The organism is Paraburkholderia sp. PGU19, assembly GCF_013426915.1.
Classification (GTDB): Bacteria; Pseudomonadota; Gammaproteobacteria; order Burkholderiales; family Burkholderiaceae; genus Paraburkholderia.
Genome location: NZ_AP023180.1, coordinates 1,119,412 through 1,137,819, shown reverse-complemented (window position 1 = coordinate 1,137,819; position 18,408 = coordinate 1,119,412). Strand labels below are relative to the sequence as shown.

The window sequence follows — 18,408 nt, the reverse complement described above, 5'->3', positions numbered from 1 at the left end:
ATAAAAGCGAAGCAATTGCGAAACCGATGAACAGTCGATTCTTGCCGCGAACTTTGGGGGCGAGATTAACCGCTCTGATCTTTCTTTCTACATCGGTCATTCTGGCGCTCAGTGGCGCCGCGCTTTACGAGGCTCTGCGCAGCCGTATGTCCATGGCAGCAGACGGTCATATGCAGGCGACGCTAGAGGCACTGCAGGCCGATCTCGCGAACGTGCGTGCGACAAGCAATATCTCGAACCATCCTCATGTCTGGACCGATCAGATGGATGGCCATCAGAACGTCGATATGGCCATCTACGATATGACTGGAAACCGTCTTGTCAGCACGCCCGGTTTTCAGCCATTTACGCTGCTCCGCGGCCTGCCGCCGGGTCGCCAGAACGCTGCGTTCGATACCCGAGGTGCGAGGTTTCGCTATATCACGGCGCTGGCACGGCTCGCGGGATCAGACTGTGTTTCTGTGCGCGTCGTGGTCCAGTACGACAAATCGGACAACCTTGCCTCGTTGCGCGCGCATGCCTGGACGATCGCGCTGATCGAAGTAGTGGGCGTGGGGATCGCAGCGGCATTTGCCTATGCCATCGCCGTGTTCGGACTCAGCCCGCTTCGACGCTTCGTCTCTTACGCAGAGGAGATGTCGTCGTGCCGTCTCGCGCAACCTTTGTCGGGATTCGATACATCGGACGAACTGAAGGAACTGGAGCACGCTTTTAATGGCATGCTGGAAAGGCTGAACGATTCGTTTACACGCCTCAGCCAGTTCTCCTCGAACCTCGCACACGATATGCGTACGCCGTTGACGAATCTGCAGGCAGCCGCGCAGGTGGCACTGTCGTTGCCGCGCAGCGCGGAAGAGTACCGTGATGTCATTGAGTCGAGTGTGGAGGAATACCAGCGTCTGTCTGGAATGATCGAAGACATGCTCTTCCTTGCACGGTCGGAGAAGGCGCACACGCTAGTCAAGGTCTGCCGGCTCGACGCCGTAGTGGAGGCCGGGCGGGTCGCGGGCTACTACGAACCCATGGCATCCGATGCGGGAGTCACCATCGAGTTGAGCGGGCGCGCCGAAGTTCGCGCGGACCTGCTGCTTTTCCAGCGTGCGTTGAGCAATCTGCTTTCCAATGCGCTGGCTCATGCGCCTCGCGGGTCGACCGTTTTCGTCAGCTGCCGCGAGAATGGCGATACAGCGGAAATCGCTGTCACGGATACGGGACTGGGCATTGAGGGAGAGCACGTCGATCGCATCTTTGAACGGTTTTACCGCGTCGATCCGTCGCGGCACAATCTCGGCGGCGGAACGGGTCTCGGCCTTGCGATCGTGAAATCGATCATGGAAAGCCATGGTGGCCAATGCGGTGTGGTGAGCTGTCCGGGTGTGCGCACCACGTTCTGGCTCCGCTTTCCTTACGCTGACGTGGCATAGATCGAGTGATGCGCGCTGTGACCGCCACATTGTCAATCAACTGATACCACTGAGTGCCTGAACTGTGACCCCGGTGTTTTCCTGGCGCCTGTTCACACACCATGACTCGTTTATCATGTTCGCGTCATGGAAGTGCAGCGACTGCACGGCATGCTATGTACTCTGCCTGTCAATCGCACGATTTTATGATTTCCGAACTCGCGTTACCCGAGCAGCTAAGGCTGGCCATCACCCGTAAAACACTGGAGGTGTTTTATCAGCCGGTAATCAGGCTCGCCGACAACAAATGCGTCGGTGTCGAGTCACTACTCAGATGGCGGCTGCATGGACAGGAGATCTCGCCGGAGATCTTTATCGGCGTGGCCGAACAGCATCGGCTGATGGGACCATTGACCGATCTCGTGCTCCACAAGAGCCTTGATGACCTGGCGTGTGTACTGAGCGCGGACCGTTCGTTTCGTGTGTCGATCAATGTGGGCAGCGACGATCTTCGCAGCGTGCGCTTTCTGGATGTACTCGCGCAGGCGCTAAAATGGACGGGCGTTCGCGCATCGCAAGTGGGAATCGAAGCGACGGAACGCGGCTTCATGCATCCGGATGCAACGCGTAGCATCATTGCGGCGCTCAGGTGGGCGGGGCATCCTGTTTATATCGACGACTTCGGGACTGGCTATTCCTGTCTTTCTTATCTTGGGACATTCCCCGTAGACGCGCTGAAGCTCGACAAGGCATTCGTCAATCCCGTCGAGAATGCTCACGCCAGCTGCGTGGTGGCGCCGCACATCATCGCGATGGCACATGATCTAGGAATGGAGATCGTCGCCGAAGGCATCGAATCGGCGGCGCAGGCAGAGTATCTGCTGCGCAAAGGCGTGCAGTACGGACAGGGCTGGTACTTCGCGAAAGCGATGCCTGTTGCCGAACTGATACCGTGGCTAGAGCAACATGCACAATCGGGGAAGCGGGGTGAACGCAGGCGTTGCACCAGTTCTCCACGCTTGCAGCTGCTGCGTGCGCAATAAAAAGAGCGAAGCCCGCAAAGGCTTCGCTCTTACGCTAACGCAATTCATCATCCGCAAGCAGGCGCTGCCTTCTTGCACGCATCGGCCAGTTGCGGCGGCGGATCTTTCTTGAACACCGTCTTATACGATTCGAGCACGTTCGATTGCACGACGGGCAGCGATTGCACGCCGATCCACGCCGGCGGCGTCTGACCGATCAACGCCTTCATCATCGCCATCGCTTCGGCCACGCCCTGGTCGTAGGGACGCTGCGAACCCGTTGCCTTGAGCGGCCCGCCCTTTGCAATTTCGATTGCCGATTCGAGCCCGAGGTCGACCGTCGTCATGGGCGTATTGATGCCTTGTGCGCGCATCGACGTCAGCGTGTCGAGTGCGGGCTGGTCCCATACGGCAAACACGCCCTTCACGTCGGGATTCGCGGTGAGGAAGTCGCCCGCAATCTGGCCGACTTTCGACGGGTCCGTGAACGCGACCTGCTTGACCTTGATGTCGGGGCGATTCTTCTTCAGCCATTCGTTGACGGCCTTCGTGCGCTCCGTCGTGCTGAAGTAGTCGACGCCGAAGTTCACGAGACCGACCGTGCCGCCTTTGGGCACGCACGATGCAAGCACCTTCGCCGCGATCTGCCCATTGCCCTCGCTATCCGCCGAAATCATCGCGGAGTATTGCTCGGGATGCTTGAGGCCCGTCGGCACGTTGTCCATGAACACGAGCTTGATGCCCGCCTGCGAGACCTTCTTGTAGGTCGCGGCCGTCGCCGTGCCGTCGACGGGAATCGAAATGATGCCGTCAGGGTGGCGCTGGATCGTGTTTTCGATGTCGGCGATCTGCTTGTCGACCTGATACTCAGCCGATGCCGTGCCGATCACTTCGACGCCGTATTTCTTCAGCGTATCGGTGATGCCGGCGACCTGCAGTTGCGACCAGTCGAGGTTCATCGTCTGCATCGAAATGCCGACCTTGAACTTGCCGGCCTTGACCTTCGCGGCCTCGGCATCCGTCAGTTTGACGGCATCGGCGGACGCCGCCTTCTCGCCATTGGGTCCCTGTCCGACGATGCCCGCCGGACCAATCGACTTCGCAGGCAGGCTCGTGCAAGCCTGCGCAAACGCCTGCGAACAGCAGATGGCCAGCGCAGTCGCCGCCACCACATTCGCCAGCCTCGCTCCTGATACACGACGGTCGTTCATGTTTTCCTCCGTTGGTCGTGATGTACTGCGTCTCCTGCCGTTTTTGGAATTGCCCTTTATGGCCTCGCGCGCAACGCCGCATGCGCGAAAGGCCGATTGACTCTCACCGCGCGATGCTCATTTGCGGGTGAACGCGACTGCCGCGACGATGATGACGCCCTTGATGACGAGTTGCAGCGACGAACTGACGCCGAGCAGCACGAGGCCGTTGTTCAGCGTGCCGATGATCAGACTGCCGAGGAGCGTGCCGAGAATGAAGCCGCGTCCGCCGAACAGACTGCAGCCGCCCAGCGTGACGGATGCGATCACATCGAGTTCCATACCCTGCACGACGTCCGGCCGTGCCGCATGCGACCGCGCGGACAGCACGAGCGCGGCGAGACCGGCAAGCACGCCCGTCAGCACGAAAGCTAGCGTCGTGACGCGCCGGATGTTGATGCCCGAATAGAGCGCGGCAGTCGGGTTGCCGCCTGCCGCGTAAATCTGCCGGCCGAATACGCTGTAGTGCAGCAGCAGAATGCCGCCGATCACGGCGAGCAGGGTCCACAGAATCGGCACGGGACGCCTGCAATATCGCCTTCGCCGAAGATCGCGATGAAGTGGTCGTTGGTGATGATCTCGGGCCGTGTGGTCGTGACCATCAGCGCGAGGCCGCGCGCCGCGCTCAATGTGCCGAGCGTGACGAGAAACGAAGGAATGTTCAGGCGCGTCGTGACGAAGCCGTTGATCGCGCCGACGATCGCGCCCGTGCCGATGCCCGCAATCGCGCCGACGATCCAGCTATCGCTGATGTGCGACATCGCAAGCGCGGCCGACATGCCCGACAGCGCCAGCGCCGAACCCACGGACAGATCGATCTGCCGTGCGATGATGACGAACGTCATGCCGATCGCGATGATCGACACGAGGGCAGTTTGCCGCCCGATATTGAGGAAGTTGTCGATCGACAGGAACCACGGCGACGCAAAGCTGAACACCACCAGCAGGATCGCAAACGCGATGTACAGCATGTACGGGCGATCGCCCTGTAGCAGACGCCGCGCAATGCGCCACGCGCGGCCGCGACGCTGAGTGGCCTGTTGTTCTGCGGGCATCGGCGAAACTGACTCGTTCATGTTGCAAGCTCTTCGGTAGGCCGGGGAAGTTGGATGAGATGGTGCAGTTCTTCGGCCGTGCGTAGCTGCGCGCGCTCGACGGTTCGCACGATCGAGCCATCCACCACAATGGAAATGCGGTCGCACAGCCGCAACAGCTCGTCCAGATCCGACGACACCACGACGACGCCCGTGCCCGCGCGTGCCGCGTCGCGCACCACGCCGTAGATTTCTTCACGCGCGCCGACATCGACGCCAACAGTCGGCTCATCGAGCAGCAACACTTTCGGTCGCGGATGATTCCATTTGGCGAACACGACTTTCTGCTGGTTGCCGCCGGAGAGAAATTTCACGTGTGTCGACGCATCGGGCGCCTTCACGGAAAGCTGCTTCATCGCCGCGCGTGCCTGTTGCGCCGCTGCTTGCGCGCGCAACCAGCCGCCGCGCGAAAACTGCGGCAGGCGCGGCAAGGTCAGATTGCGTTCGATCGAATGATCGAGCACGAGTCCTTGCAGATGCCGGTCTTCCGGCACGAGCGCGATACCGCGCTGGATCGCGTCGCCGGGGCGGCGCGCGGCGAGCGGCTTGCCGTCGAGTTCGATCGCACCGGCGTCGATCGGCAGCAGGCCGAAGATGGTCTGCAATACCTCGGTGCGGCCGCTGCCGATCAGTCCCGCAAGACCGTGCACTTCGCCCTTACGCACGGTGAAATTCACGTTATGCAAACGCGCGTTGCTCACGTTCGACAGGCTCAGCACGGGAGCACCGAGCGTGCTCTGCGCGGCAGTTTGTTCTGCTGTGCTTTGCGCCGACGCGCCCGTGGAGGTTTCCTGTCGGGCCTGCATAGCAGCATGACGCGGGCCGACGATCGCCGCGACGAGTTGTTTCATGTCGGTGTCGGCCGTGGCGAAATGGCCGGCGTTTGCACCATCGCGGAACACGGTCACGCGCTGCGAAATGCGAAACACCTCGTTCAGCCGGTGTGTCACGTAGATCACACCGACGCCGCGCGCCGTCACGGTGCGGATTGCGTCGAAGAGAATCTGTTCTTCGCCGCCCGTGAGCGCGGACGTTGGTTCGTCGAGGATGAGCACGCGCACGTCGCCCATCAGCGCCTTGCAGATCTCCGTCATTTGGCGGTACGCGAAGGGCAGCGAATCGACGGGCACGCGCGGATCGAGCGGGATATTGTGTTCGTGCAGAAAGGCGCCGACCTGCGCCATCAGTTCGCGCTGCCTGACGAAGCCGAGTCTTGTGCGTGGCTCGCGTCCGAGCATCAGATTGGCGCCGACGGACAGCGACTCGACGAGACTGAGGTCCTGATAGACGACGGCGACGCCAGCCTCGCGCGACTTTGCTGGCGATTCGAACGCGACTTTCTGGCCGGCGATTTCGATCGAGCCTTCGTCGTATGTGTGGACGCCGCTCAGGATCTTGATGAGGGTGGATTTGCCTGCGCCGTTTTCGCCGAGCAGCGCGTGCACCTCACCCGGCAGGACTTCCAGGTTGACGCCGCGCAGCGCCTGCACGCCACCGAATTTCTTGGTGACGCCTGCAACGCGGATCAATGGCACACGGGGCGATGAAGCGGCCGCGACCGCAACCGGCTCACTCATCCTGGAGTCTCCTTCGTCGGTATGACGAATTCTTATGTTTCGCGATTGGATCGCGGTGTGTGTTGTGATCTTCGCATCATGGATATGGTGCGTCAATAACATTTGGTCCCTATATGATTAGGGATTTCTTGGAGAGTTGGAAGAATCGTATCGGAAGTTGTTATGATTGTATCGTTCGTGGCTTTCGGGGCGGGCTTTGGCCGGTAGGGTTTTTTTGGTGGGTTTGAGTTTGTGGTGGTGGGGGGGTGTTTTTGCGCTGGCATCCGCGATTTGTTAGCGCGCTTCAAGCGTCGCCCCTGTGCGGGGCGACGCATGAAGCGCGAAGGCAAAGCGCGGATGCCAGCGCAAAGGGCGGAACAACCAAACCGTTCGCCCCGCCCAGGGGCAAACGGCCACCCCGAAAAGCTTCACGCCTCGCCAACCACCTCAACGCCCGCCGCAGGCGTCACCGCAGTGGCATCACCAGCGCCACTCACACGCCCAATCCACCCACACGCGAGCACCGCGGCAGCCGCCGCCAGCCATCCAACCGTGCCATAACCCGCAATTTGCCCCTGCGAAGTCGTCGACAGCAACAAACCGCCGAACCAGGCACCGCATCCCGTGCCCATCGCCTGCACCGCGCTGTTCGCGCTAAGAAACGCACCACGCGTCTGCGGCGCTGGAACGGTCGTGAGCAGCGCCTGCATCGGTACCATCCGCGACGACAGCGCGACCATGAACACAGGAAAGAACAACACCAACGCATAAAACGGCAGGTCGGGCAGATGCGTGACGAACAGCACAGGCAACACCGACAGCAAAGCAGCGACGCGAAACACGCGCTTCTTGCCAAAGCGATCCGAGAGCGCGCCAACGCGGCGCGACGTGAAGAAGGTGGCGGCGCCGCCCGCCATATACAGCCACGACAGATTGGCAGGCGCGACACCGTGATTGGCGACAAGCGTCGGCGCGATGAACGGAATCACCAGCATGTGCCCGACCATCACGACAAACGTCAGCGCAAACGCGTTCAGATGCCGCGGATTTGCGAACAACCGCCACAAATCAGGCAACACCTGCGCGAGCGGCACGCGCTGTCTCTGCAGATGCTCGGTCAGCGACGGCACCACGCGCAAACCGCCCATCCAGATCACGCAGGACAGCACGACGAGCAACACAAATGGCGATGCCCAGCCGAAATGCGCGCCCAGCATCACGCCCGCCGGCACGCCCGCGATCGCCGCCAGCGAGAAGGCCGTCATGATCGTGCCCGTCGCCGCACCACGCCGCGCGACAGGAATCACGTCGCCGACGATCGCCATCACCACGGAAGCAAGCACGCCCCCCGTAATGCCCGCGAACGCGCGCGCCACGAGCAGCAGCGGAAAGTTCGGCGCGAGCGCGCAGCCGAGGTTCGACAGCGCGAACAGCGCGTAGATGGCAAGCAACAGACGCCGCCGGTCGAAGCGGTCGATATACGTGGCGGCCAGCAGGCCCGATAGCCCGGAGCACCACGAATACGCCGAGACGGCCGTCGCGAACCGCGCGGGCGAGATCTGGAACGCATGCATGATCTGCGGGCCGAGCGGCATCATCACCATGAAGTCCATGATGATCGTGAATTGCGTAAGCGCGAGCAGCCACAGCAGGCGCCGCTCGTGTGATTCGTTCAATGAGAGCAATGCATGGCTCCGTTTGATTGAGGCGTCAGTCGTCGAGATTTTCGTGGACGGCCTGCTCGCCCTGTTTCCAGTAGGCGGACGCGCGGACGCGCGATTTGTCGATGCCGCGTTCGTTGACGAGCAGCGAGCGCACCGCGCGCATCGTTGCCGCTTCGCCCGCTGCCCACACGTAGCCGTCACCGTCCGGCAGGAACGTTTCGCGCACCGCTTTCAGCAACTCTGCGCCTCGATATGCACCCTCGCTTCGATAACGCCATTCGATATACAGATCGGTCTGCGTATCGAACTCGATGCACGCGGAAGGATCGGCGACTTCGATCACGGCCGCGACGCGCGAGCCTTGCGGCAGTTCCGCAAGACGCCGGCCGATGGCGGGCAGGGCGGTATCGTCGCCGATCAGCAGATGCCAGTCGAAGCCCGTCGGCACCACGAACGAGCCGCGCGGGCCGCCGATGCCGAGGTATTGCCCGGCCTTCGCCTGCGCCGCCCATTCGGCAGCGGGACCGGCTTCGTGCATCGCGAACTCCAGCTCGAGTTCGCGCGCGTCGCGGTCGAAACGCTTCGGCGTGAAATCGCGCGCGACGGGGCGCGGGCGGTCGGCGGGAAACACGGGGCCGTCGGGCCCCGCTACGGGCAGCGTCGGTTTGTCTTCGCCGGGCGCGGGGAAGAACACTTTCAGGTGATCGTCGAAGGATGCCGATACGAAGTCGTGCAGATCGTCGCCCGTCAGCGTCACGCGGATCAGATGCGGCGTGACGGCCTCGACGTTCTTCACTTGCAGCAGACGGAATTTCAGCGGATGACGCACGCGCGTCACAGTCAGATCGGTTCGGGTTGCTTGCATAAGGTGTTCTCTCGATGTCGTTGGATCGGCTGCATTAAGCGGGTTCGCCCGACGTTTTGCCGCCGTTCTCGCGCGGCTTGCTTTCGATTTCGGCCGTGGCGCGCGCGAGGATCGCCGCGATGCGCCGCTGCTCGTCCGGCGATGCGTTGTCGCGCAGCAGCAGCGCATGTTTCAGCGCGCGCCGCGCCTGCACGAACTCGGGCAGCCAGCCGCCGTATTCGCCCGCGTCGTCGCCGGCTTCGCCTTGTTGGCCCTCGCCCGCGAACGCGCGGCGCACCGAGTCCATCTTGCGGGCGATATGCGAGAGCTTGGCGAGCATCAGGTCGGCACGCTCGCGGTTGCTGGCGAGGTACTCGCGGCCGGCGTCGGCGAGCGAGTAGCGCTTGCGGTTGCCTTCGAGCTGCACGGTCACATAGCTGAGTTCTTCCAGATACGTGAGCGCCGGGTACACCATGCCGGGGCTCGGCGTGTAGAAGCCGTTCGAGCGCGCTTCGAGCGCCTTGATCAGCTCGTAGCCGTGGCGCGGCTGTTCGTCGATCAGCGCGAGCAGCAGCAGTTGCAGATCGTCAGACGTAAACTTGCGGCCGCGCGGGAAGCCGTCGCCTTCGCCGCCGAATCCTCCGCCGAAGCCGCCTCCGAACGGACCGCCTGCGCCGCCGCCGAACGGCCCGCCGTGCCGGCCGCCGCCGCGCTGATGGCGGCCGATCGCGTCTCTGAACATCTGGAAGCGTTCGTAAAAGCCAAAGAACGCGGGATCGCGCGCAAAGTCAGCGTCGCGCGCGAATTCACGGGAAAAACGATGATGGTGATGGCGCATGTCGGCATCTCCGAATGTCTTAAGATGTATCGTAAGATATATATCTAAAGATAGTTCGTCAAGCCAAATCTCGAATTTGTTCGGCGGATCGCGGCGTCGCACTGCGATGAAGCATGCAAGCGGTCAGCATGCTAGTCTTGATGGGTTTCGGTCCCCAACAGGGCTAAACGGACACTTCCAATGAGCGCTGCTTTCCTCGATCCCGATTCTGTCGCGCGTTCGGCTTTCGTGCTGGGCGTGCGTCACGACGCGCTCGATCAGCCGTGGCGGAGCATGCGCCGTGCGCAGTTCGTGCAGGTCGCGGAAGGCGTGCTGGCCGTGCATACGGAAGGCGGGCTGTGGGTCGCGCCGTCGCATCACGCTGTCTGGATGTTGCCGGGCGTGTTGCACAGGATGTCGTCGGCGACGCCCGTCGTGCTGCGCATCCTGTACGCCGACGAGGACGCGCTGCCCGTGCCCGCGCGCTGCTGCGTCGTGGCTGTGAACGGTCTGATGGACGAGTTGCTCGGCGCGGCGTCCCAATTCGACGCGAGCGCGCCCGCCGACGCCGAGCAGCTTCGCCTGCTGGCCGTGATCTCTGACCGCTTGCCACGGCTGACGGAAGTGGCGCTGTCGCTGGTCTATCCGCGCGATCTGCGCGCGCGGCACATCGCCGATGCGCTCGCCGCCGATCCGGCCCGCGCCGGCGTGCTCGACGATTTCGCCGAGCAGGCGTCGATCACCGCGCGCACGGCGGCGCGCCTCTTCGCGAAGGAAACGGGGCTGACGTTCGGCCAGTGGCGCCAGCAACTGCGCCTGTTGACGGCGTTGTTGCGGCTCGGTGCCGGCGCGAGCGTCACGCAGGTGGCGCTCGAGGTCGGCTATAGCGACGTGTCGTCGTTTATCGCGGTGTTCAAGGACGCGCTGGGCGAGACGCCCGCGCGCTTTTTCCGCTAGGTCTCACCCGACGACACCCGCATCAATGCGCGCCCGACGCATCCGCGCCACCGCCGCCGCGCGCGGGCCGCGTGATCCAGATAAGCGGAATGATCAGCACGAAGATGATCGCCGACGCATAGAAAATATCGTTCAGTCCCATCATCGCGGCCTGCGTGTTCACGGTGAAATCGAACAGCGCATTCGATGTCGACGGGCTGACGTGCAACAGCGTCTGCGTGTTGTCCATCTGCTGCGCGAAAACAGGGTTGTTTGCGTTGGCCTGTTCGGTCAGGCGCTCGTGATGCAGGATCGTGCGGCTGTTCCACGCCGTACCCGCGATCGACGTGCCCACCGCGCCGCAAAACACGCGCACGAAGTTCGACAGGCCCGCCGCCGCCGGAATCTTCGGGCCGGGCTGCCCGGACAGAATGATGGCTGTCAGCGGCACGAAGAACATCGCCATTGGGATGCCTTGCAGCAAGGTGGGCAGCACCAGATGCCACGTGTCGATCTCGACCACGTAGTTCGAGCGCATGAAGAACACGATCGCGAAGCCGACGAAGGCGAGCGTCGCGATGATGCGCGCGTCGGAGCGCGGCAGCACGCGGCCCATCACGGGCGCGAGGATCACCGCGAAGATGCCGAGCGGCGCGGTGACGAGGCCGGCGTCGACGGAACGGTAGTTCAGGTACTCCTGCATCCATTGCGGCAACAGCACGAGGTTGCCGAAGAACACGCCGTACGCGACCGAAATCGCGATCGTCCCGCCGAGGAAGTTGCGCTGCGTGAAGAGCCGCAAATCGACGATCGGGTTCGGCTCCGTCAGCTCCCAGACCAGGAAGAACGCGAAGCTGATGACGGCCGTAACGGCGAGCGCGACGATCACGGGCGAGCCGAACCAGTCGAGATCCTTGCCCTTGTCGAGCATGATCTGCAGCGACGCGACCCACGTGACCAGCAGGCCGAGACCGACGACGTCGATGGGCAGCTTGCGGGTTGGCGTTTCGCGCATGCGGTAGATCATCCATGTGACGCCCGCCGCGAAAATGCCGACAGGAATGTTGATGTAGAAGATCCACGACCATGAATAACTATCCGTGATCCAGCCGCCGAGCGCCGGGCCCGCGATCGGGCCGACGGTCGCCGTCATCGCCCATAGCGCAAGCGCCGTCGACGATTTCGCCTTTGGCCATGAGCTGAGCAGAATGGCTTGCGACAGCGGAATCAGCGGACCCGCCACCACGCCCTGCAACACACGTGCGAACAGCAGAATGGGCAGCGACGGCGCCACGCCGCACAGCCACGATGCAATCACGAAGCCGAGAATCGCGGCGACGAACAGCTTGATCTGCCCGAAGCGCTGCGTGAACCAGCCCGTCAGCGGAATCGATACGGCATTCGATGCAGCAAACACGGTGATGACCCACGTGCCTTCATCGACGGAGACACCGAGGTTGCCCGAGATGGTTGGAATCGCAACGTTGGCGATCGACGTGTCCAGCACGTTCATGAACGTGGCGAGCGCGACGGCGAAGGTCGCGAGCACGAGCTGGCCGCCCTGCAGCGGTGGCTGCGCGGGCGGGCCCGGCGGCCCGGCGGGCTTCGAAGGGGCGGACGGCGGGGCGGACGACGGGTCGGGTTGGTTCGGTTCGCTCAAGCGGGTCTCCGTCGGTGAAGAGGTGTCGCGCGACATGCGTTGCCGGGCATGCTCGCGCGGCGCAACATGGCGATGATAGTCGCAAGCGCCGAACGGCATCGGCTGGGCGCTCAGGGGCAGGCGGAGAGCGAATCAGAAATGCGTTGTCCAGTGCCGTATCGCGCGTCGATGGCAGGTGTTGGGCGCCGCAGACGTTTTGCGTGAAATCCACGCAAAACTACGGGACGCGTCGTATGCTCCCGCCTGCGCGTACGATGCGTGAATCGGCAGCGTCGCAATGCCCGCGGTGCGCGCCGCGCAATACGAAAGGATGAAGGCGATGGCCTGGAAACAATTCGACAACGGCTGGCGGCTCGCACCCGCCGAGGACCCGCGACTTCGCTGGTCGTGCTGCTGCATGGCGTCGGCAGCAATGCTCAGGACCTCGTGCCGCTCGCGGACATCTGGCGCGAAGCGCTGCCGCAAACTGCGTTCACGTCGCTAGACGGCAGCGAGCCGTTCGACGGCGGCTTCGGCGGGCGTCAGTGGTTCAGCCTGCGCAATGTCGACGAGCAGAACCGTACGGGACGCGTCGCGGCCGCCTGGCCCGCGCTGCACAAGATGCTCGACGCCGAGCTTGCGCATCAGGGCCTCGGCTACGGCCAGCTCGCGCTAGTGGGCTTCTCGCAGGGCTCGATGATGTCGCTGCATCACGTGGCGACGAATCCGCAAGGCGCGGCCGTCGTGGTCGCGTTTTCCGGGCGGCTCGCGTCGCCCGTCACCGCGAAGAGCGCCACGCCCGTGACGCTGATCCACGGTGAAGACGACGCAGTGATCTCCGTCGACGAAACCGAACGTGCCGCCATCGCGCTGCACGAAGCGGGCTTCGACGTCGAAGCGTTCGCGCTGCCGGGCGTCGGCCACACGATTTCCGGCGAAGGCGTCGCGCTGGGCCGCGAGGCCCTCGTGCGGGCGCTCGCGCCGCTCGCCCGCAGCTAGCTCCTTCGCATTCAATCCCCTGCTTGATACGTCTTACGTCCGCATGTAAGCGGCCGTAAGACGTTTTCGAATTCATTCTCCTAAAGTTCGCCGGGCATCTGCCGATATGCGATCAATAGCCGGAAAAAGTTTCCGAGGGATGCACGCGCAGCATCGCTGTGCCGTACGTTTGACGTTTCCGCTGCTTACAACGCAGCTCACTTCTTTCAAAAGAGCCTGAACATGGCCAGATCGAATGCGCAGTCATCGCTTTTTGGGCGCCTTTTCCGCTCGTCCGTGGCGGTCGATCTCGGCACTGCCAATACGCTGATCTATACCGACGACGGCGGCATTGTCCTCAACGAGCCGTCCGTAGTGTGTTTCGACAAGCAGGAATTGGCGGGACGCAAGCGCGTCGCGCTGGTCGGCAGCGAGGCCAAACAGATGCTGGGCCGCGTACCCCTCAACCTCGAAGCGGTGCGGCCGATGCGCCACGGCGTGATCGCCAATTTCTCCGCCGCCGAGCACATGATCCGGCAATTCGTGGATATGGCCCGTCCGCGTCCGTTCTTCGCGCGTCGCGCCGCGTTCACGATCTGCGTGCCGGCAAGCGCGACCCAGGTGGAGCGCCGCGCGATCCGCGAGGCGGCGGCTGCAGCGGGTGCGTGGAAGGTGAACCTGATCGATGAATCGCTCGCGTCGGCTGTTGGCGCGGGCTTGCCGGTGTCGTCGGCGACGGGCTCGATGGTCGTCGATATCGGCGGCGGTACGACGGAAATCGGCGTGATCGCGCTGGGCGGCACGGCGTACAACGGCTCGATTCGCGTCGGCGGCGATCAGCTGGATGCCGCCATCATCAAGCACGTGCGCAACAACTTCGGCGTGCTGCTCGGCGAGCAGACGGCCGAGCATGTGAAGAAGACCATCGGCTCGGCGCTCGCCGTCGTACCGCCGGATACGATGCGCGCGACGGGGCGCGGTGTCGACGATGGCCTGCCGCGCACGGTCGAACTGTCCACGCAGGATGTAGTCGATGCCATCGCCGCGCCGCTTCGTCAGGTGCTGGTCGCCGTGAAGGCCGCGCTGGAAAACGCGCCCGCCGAACTCATCACCGATATCGCGGACGCTGGTATCGTGCTGACGGGCGGCGGCGCGCTGCTCGGCAATCTCGCGCGTTATTTCAGCAACGAACTGGGTCTCGACGTGCGCGTCGCCGACGAGCCGCTCACGTGTGCCGTGCGCGGTGCCGGTGCGGCGGCGAGCGCAGGCCTGCTCGATATGGGCGCGTACGACTGACGCAATCGTTTGACATTGCTTGCGGCGCGCTTTCCGCGGCGCGCGTGAGTGCCGGCGTCATGTGACAATGAGGCCTTTACGGCGCGCATTTCATGGATAATGCGCGCCTTTTCATTTGCCTCTTTCAGTGAATCAGACTTCCGCTTCATCCACGCTTTCCATCGAACCGCCCAACGGCTTGCGCATGCCCTACGTCGAACAGGGCGACGGCGAACTGCTGCTTTTCGTGCATGGCTCGCTATGCGATTACCGCTATTGGGAGCCGCAACTCGCGGGTCTGTCGAAGCGTTATCGATGCGTGGCCGTGAGCCTCACGCATTACTGGCCCGCAGTCGAAACGCCCGCCGCGATCCCGTTCAGCTGGAGCAGTCATGCGGATGAAGTCGCGCAGTTCATCGAGCGCTTCGACGCAGGGCCTGCGCATGTCGTGGGTCATTCGCGCGGCGGCTGTGTCGCGTATCACTTCGCGCGGCGCCATGCGCAGCATGTGAAGACACTGACGCTCGCCGATCCCGGCGGGCCGTTGCAAATCGCGGGGCGCGCGCCGGCGAGCTTGCCGGAGACGGTCAATGCGCTGCGTGCGCGTGCCGCGCAACTGATCGAAGAAGGCGAGGTCGACGCGGGCCTGCAACTGTTCGTCGATTCCGTGAGCCGCCCGGGTTTCTGGGCAAAGAGCACACCGGGCTTCCGGCGCATGGCGACGGACAACGCGCATACGCTCGCGCGCCAGTTCCGCGATCCACTGCCGGCTTATACGCCTGACAGCGCGAATGACGTGAAGTGTCCCGTGTTGCTGATCGACGGAGAGAAGAGTCCGCTGATGTTCCGGCGCACGGCCGAAACGCTCGCGTCATGGCTGCCGGATGCGCGGCGCGAAACGGTGATGGGCGCATCGCATGGCATGAACCTCGCACATCCTGCCGCCTTCAACCGTTTCGTCGACGCGTTCATTCAAGGCACGCGTTGAGCTTCTTTTGATGCGTCAGTCTTTGGCGTGCGCGTCGATGTCGAGCGCGCGCTCGGCGCCTTCGCCGATCAGGCCGCAGTAGTACAGATGCACGCCGATCGCGAGCGAGTCGTGGCGGATTTCGTTGAATGCCTTCCACGCCTTCGCCGGTTCCTTGAACACGAGATAGTGCGCTTCCTGCGAAACGAGCCGCGCGACCTGATGCAGGCCATGTCCATGCAGACGGTCCACCAGTTCATCGAGGCTGCGGTGCGTGCGCGCGTCCGTGCGCGGATACAGCATGTGCAGCACGGCGACCTTTTCCGAGGTGAGAGCGGCCGACAACGCCAGCACGATGTCCTGGTGGTTCAGCGCCGTGACAACGGTGTCTTCGGTTTCTTCGGTCGCGGGAAAGAGCGTGTCGATGTTCATGTTCATTGTGGTTATTCCTATGTCTGACTCTAAAAATGACCCGCCGCTTTAACGGCGGGTCCAAGACAGCATTGTGTTTGCAGGGGAAGCTAAACACAGATTCAGTATCTCAGACGCGATTGCGTTTGGCGTCCCGTGTAGAAGCAAAACATTGTTGCTGCGGGTGCGCTTACTTTCATTTGTCTGTCGGTGGAAAGCCTTGCCGGCTGGTCGAGTATTGCTTGGTGCGAGATGGATTGTTGCGCATGAGGGATGCAATCAAACGCTGTGCGCGCCTTAAAATGCTGACGGCTGCCGGGTGCGGCAAAACGCGTACTAGCCGGCGCGCACGTTTGTTGTTCGATGTGCGCGTGAGGCGCTGCACATCCGGCCTCGCATGTTCAGAGCAATGCAATGTCGAAAGGAATTCCTGATGAACGTATCAACGACTAAAGCCACGCTGTCGTTTTCCGATAGCGACGAAAAGATTGAACTGCCGGTTTATAAAGGATCGTTGGGTCCGGATGTGATCGACATTCGCAAGCTGTACGGACAAACGGGCAAATTCACGTACGATCCGGGCTTCATGTCGACAGCATCGTGCAACTCGGCGATCACGTATATCGACGGCGACAAGGGCGAGCTGCTGTATCGCGGCTACCCGATCGAGAACCTCGCGCAAAATGCGGACTTTCTCGAAACGTGCTATCTGCTGCTGAAAGGCGAATTGCCCACTGTGCAGCAGAAGAAGGAATTCGAGGAAACCGTCACGAAGCACACGATGGTGCATGAGCAGATGCACTTCTTCTTCCGTGGCTTCCGCCGCGACGCACACCCGATGGCGATTCTCGTTGCCGCAGTTGGCGCGCTGTCGGCCTTCTATCACGACTCGCTCGATATCTCCGACCCGACGCACCGCGACGTGTCCGCGATCCGCATGATCGCCAAGCTGCCGACGCTGGTCGCGATGGCCTACAAGTACACGATCGGCCAGCCGTTCGTGTATCCGCGCAACGATCTGTCGTACAGCGCGAACCTCATGCACATGATGTTCTCGAACCCGGCCGAGGAGTACAAGGTCAACGAAGTGCTGGTCCGGGCGTTGGACCGCATCCTGATCCTGCATGCAGACCACGAGCAGAATGCGTCGACTTCGACGGTGCGTCTGGCGGGTTCGTCGGGCGCGAATCCGTTTGCGTGTATCGCGGCGGGTATCGCATGTCTGTGGGGCCCGGCGCACGGCGGCGCGAACGAAGCGGCGCTGAACATGCTGGAAGAGATCGGTTCCGTCGACAACATTCCGAAGTTCATCGAGCAGGTGAAGGACAAGAACTCGGGCGTGAAGCTGATGGGTTTCGGTCACCGCGTGTACAAGAACTACGATCCGCGCGCGAAGCTGATGCGCGAGACCTGCCACGAAGTGCTGAACGAACTGGGCCTGCATGACGACCCGCTGTTCAAGCTCGCGATGGCGCTGGAAAAGATCGCGCTGGAAGACGAATACTTCGTGTCGCGCAAGCTGTATCCGAACGTCGACTTTTACTCGGGTATCGTGCAGCGTGCGCTGGGCATTCCGACTGCGATGTTTACCTGTATTTTCTCGCTTGCGCGTACTGTGGGGTGGATCGCGCAGTGGAATGAAATGATCGCTGATCCTGAGCAGAAGATTGGGCGTCCGCGGCAGTTGTTTGTTGGCGAGACGCAGCGTGAGGCGATGCCGATCGCGCGGCGGTGAGGGGTATTCGTTCTCATTATTTGGGCTCGCTTTTGGATGCCGCTATCCGCGGTGTTGGGTGAAAGCGTAGGCGCTGCTTCCGCATGAGGGGAGTGGCGCCTTTTTTTTTGCTTTGTGGTTTTTGTCTGCGACGGTTGTTTGATTTGGCTTCGTGACGGTATGCGCGGCTTGTGTTTGTGATGGCATCCGCGATGCGGTGTTTGCCTCTGCGCTGGCATCCGCGATGCGTTAGCGTGCTTCAAGCGTCGCCCCTATGCGGGGCGGCACCTACTTTTCTTTGCCGCCGCAAAGAAAAGTAGGCAAAAGAAAGCGGCTCACACCGCCAGCGCTAGTTGTTGCCTGAGGGCCCCAACGGGTCTTACGCTTCACACGGCAGCGCACTCGTTCACGCGCGTTGCCAACGCTTTTAATGAGCGCCTCACCCGCTTCGAATACCCGTACTCGGCCAAGCGGCAGCGAATGGTATGTGCCGCCCAGGTGGCAAACTGTGTGTAGGTTGTCGCGTCGTATGGGGTAGCGCTCTAACAGGGTGGAACGCGTACGCTATCGGTCCGGAGTGAGGCATGTGGAGCACCTGGGGCCTACACACAGTTTGCCACCTTGGCGGCGGAAGAATATCCGGCACGGCATGCTGTAACGCGGGGGTGTGAAGCGGGTGATGAGCCATGCAAGAGCGCTGGCAACTAACATGAGTCACGTGATTGCCGTGTGAAGCGTAAGACCCTGCGGGGGCCCTCAGGCAAACACAAGGACTGGCGGTGTTAGCCGCTTTCTTTTGCCTGCTTTTCTTTGCGGCGGCAAAGAAAAGTAGGTGCCG

At 62.4% G+C, this 18,408-nt stretch carries 15 protein-coding genes and 1 pseudogene; 7 read left to right on the top strand and 9 right to left on the bottom strand.

Translation table 11 applies throughout. The features are described 5' to 3' along the window. Positions 1–26: 26 nt before the first annotated feature. Positions 27–1,424 (top strand): heavy metal sensor histidine kinase, encoded by a 1,398-nt coding sequence (locus H1204_RS22665; RefSeq protein ID WP_180733271.1) that lies wholly within the window; start codon positions 27–29, stop codon positions 1,422–1,424. A 185-nt stretch (positions 1,425–1,609) separates the two neighbouring features. Then, complete coding sequence (locus H1204_RS22660) at positions 1,610–2,446, top strand: EAL domain-containing protein (protein WP_243468761.1); 837 nt, start codon at positions 1,610–1,612, stop codon at positions 2,444–2,446. Between the two features lie 47 nt (positions 2,447–2,493). On the opposite strand, the gene H1204_RS22655 is transcribed toward H1204_RS22660, so the two are convergent. From H1204_RS22655 to H1204_RS22630, 7 genes are all read right to left on the bottom strand, one after another. Then, a complete protein-coding gene (locus H1204_RS22655; protein ID WP_180732994.1) occupies positions 2,494–3,636 on the bottom strand; it encodes a substrate-binding domain-containing protein in 1,143 nt (380 codons plus the stop codon). 117 nt (positions 3,637–3,753) lie between these two features. Next, positions 3,754–4,194 carry an ABC transporter permease gene (locus tag H1204_RS52970; protein ID WP_346015758.1) on the bottom strand — a complete coding sequence of 147 codons (441 nt, stop codon included), beginning with the start codon at positions 4,192–4,194 and terminating at the stop codon, positions 3,754–3,756. Then, a complete protein-coding gene (locus tag H1204_RS52965) occupies positions 4,164–4,751 on the bottom strand; it encodes an ABC transporter permease (protein WP_346015757.1) in 588 nt (195 codons plus the stop codon). Before H1204_RS52965 ends, H1204_RS52970 begins: the two co-directional genes overlap by 31 nt. Continuing rightward, positions 4,748–6,346 (bottom strand): sugar ABC transporter ATP-binding protein, encoded by a 1,599-nt coding sequence (locus tag H1204_RS22645; protein WP_180732993.1) that lies wholly within the window; start codon positions 6,344–6,346, stop codon positions 4,748–4,750. The genes H1204_RS52965 and H1204_RS22645 overlap by 4 nt, the downstream gene beginning before the upstream one ends. Before the next feature lie 407 nt (positions 6,347–6,753). Next, entirely contained in the window at positions 6,754–8,010 is a 1,257-nt protein-coding gene (locus H1204_RS22640) for an MFS transporter (protein ID WP_180732992.1), read from the bottom strand. A 25-nt stretch (positions 8,011–8,035) separates the two neighbouring features. Then, positions 8,036–8,854 carry a siderophore-interacting protein gene (locus H1204_RS22635; RefSeq protein ID WP_180732991.1) on the bottom strand — a complete coding sequence of 273 codons (819 nt, stop codon included), beginning with the start codon at positions 8,852–8,854 and terminating at the stop codon, positions 8,036–8,038. Positions 8,855–8,888: 34 nt separating this feature from the next. Beyond that, on the bottom strand, positions 8,889–9,671 hold the full coding sequence (locus H1204_RS22630) for a PadR family transcriptional regulator (RefSeq protein WP_180732990.1): 783 nt from the start codon (positions 9,669–9,671) through the stop codon (positions 8,889–8,891). A gap of 180 nt (positions 9,672–9,851) precedes the next feature. Here H1204_RS22630 and H1204_RS22625 point away from each other — a divergent pair, with 180 nt between their 5' ends. Further along, positions 9,852–10,607 carry a helix-turn-helix transcriptional regulator gene (locus tag H1204_RS22625; RefSeq protein ID WP_180732989.1) on the top strand — a complete coding sequence of 252 codons (756 nt, stop codon included), beginning with the start codon at positions 9,852–9,854 and terminating at the stop codon, positions 10,605–10,607. Between the two features lie 22 nt (positions 10,608–10,629). On the opposite strand, the gene H1204_RS22620 is transcribed toward H1204_RS22625, so the two are convergent. Beyond that, complete coding sequence (locus H1204_RS22620; RefSeq protein ID WP_180732988.1) at positions 10,630–12,246, bottom strand: DHA2 family efflux MFS transporter permease subunit; 1,617 nt, start codon at positions 12,244–12,246, stop codon at positions 10,630–10,632. Positions 12,247–12,565: 319 nt separating this feature from the next. Here H1204_RS22620 and H1204_RS22615 point away from each other — a divergent pair. The 3 genes and pseudogenes from H1204_RS22615 (at position 12,566) to H1204_RS22605 (ending at position 15,466) form a co-directional block, all read left to right on the top strand. After that, positions 12,566–13,224, top strand: a pseudogene (locus H1204_RS22615) (dienelactone hydrolase family protein). A gap of 222 nt (positions 13,225–13,446) precedes the next feature. Then, complete coding sequence (locus H1204_RS22610; RefSeq protein WP_180732987.1) at positions 13,447–14,499, top strand: rod shape-determining protein; 1,053 nt, start codon at positions 13,447–13,449, stop codon at positions 14,497–14,499. Between the two features lie 184 nt (positions 14,500–14,683). Then, positions 14,684–15,466, top strand: coding sequence for an alpha/beta hydrolase (locus H1204_RS22605; protein WP_180733270.1), 783 nt, complete (start codon positions 14,684–14,686; stop codon positions 15,464–15,466). Between the two features lie 15 nt (positions 15,467–15,481). On the opposite strand, the gene H1204_RS22600 is transcribed toward H1204_RS22605, so the two are convergent. Continuing rightward, a complete protein-coding gene (locus tag H1204_RS22600) occupies positions 15,482–15,883 on the bottom strand; it encodes a hypothetical protein (protein WP_180732986.1) in 402 nt (133 codons plus the stop codon). A gap of 406 nt (positions 15,884–16,289) precedes the next feature. Between H1204_RS22600 and gltA the strand changes: the two genes are divergently transcribed. Next, positions 16,290–17,591: a citrate synthase gene (gene gltA / locus H1204_RS22595; RefSeq protein ID WP_180732985.1), complete on the top strand. Its 1,302-nt coding sequence runs from the start codon at positions 16,290–16,292 to the stop codon at positions 17,589–17,591. Positions 17,592–18,408 lie beyond the last annotated feature (817 nt).

Coding starts and splice junctions, on each gene's coding strand:
- H1204_RS22665 (WP_180733271.1), top strand. CDS start 27: ATGAACAGTCGATTCTTGCCGCGAACTTTGGGGGCGAGATTAACCGCT.
- H1204_RS22660 (WP_243468761.1), top strand. CDS start 1,610: ATGATTTCCGAACTCGCGTTACCCGAGCAGCTAAGGCTGGCCATCACC.
- H1204_RS22655 (WP_180732994.1), bottom strand. CDS start 3,636: ATGAACGACCGTCGTGTATCAGGAGCGAGGCTGGCGAATGTGGTGGCG.
- H1204_RS52965 (WP_346015757.1), bottom strand. CDS start 4,751: ATGAACGAGTCAGTTTCGCCGATGCCCGCAGAACAACAGGCCACTCAG.
- H1204_RS22645 (WP_180732993.1), bottom strand. CDS start 6,346: ATGAGTGAGCCGGTTGCGGTCGCGGCCGCTTCATCGCCCCGTGTGCCA.
- H1204_RS22635 (WP_180732991.1), bottom strand. CDS start 8,854: ATGCAAGCAACCCGAACCGATCTGACTGTGACGCGCGTGCGTCATCCG.
- H1204_RS22630 (WP_180732990.1), bottom strand. CDS start 9,671: ATGCGCCATCACCATCATCGTTTTTCCCGTGAATTCGCGCGCGACGCT.
- H1204_RS22625 (WP_180732989.1), top strand. CDS start 9,852: ATGAGCGCTGCTTTCCTCGATCCCGATTCTGTCGCGCGTTCGGCTTTC.
- H1204_RS22610 (WP_180732987.1), top strand. CDS start 13,447: ATGGCCAGATCGAATGCGCAGTCATCGCTTTTTGGGCGCCTTTTCCGC.
- H1204_RS22605 (WP_180733270.1), top strand. CDS start 14,684: ATGCCCTACGTCGAACAGGGCGACGGCGAACTGCTGCTTTTCGTGCAT.
- H1204_RS22600 (WP_180732986.1), bottom strand. CDS start 15,883: ATGAACATGAACATCGACACGCTCTTTCCCGCGACCGAAGAAACCGAA.
- gltA (WP_180732985.1), top strand. CDS start 16,290: ATGAACGTATCAACGACTAAAGCCACGCTGTCGTTTTCCGATAGCGAC.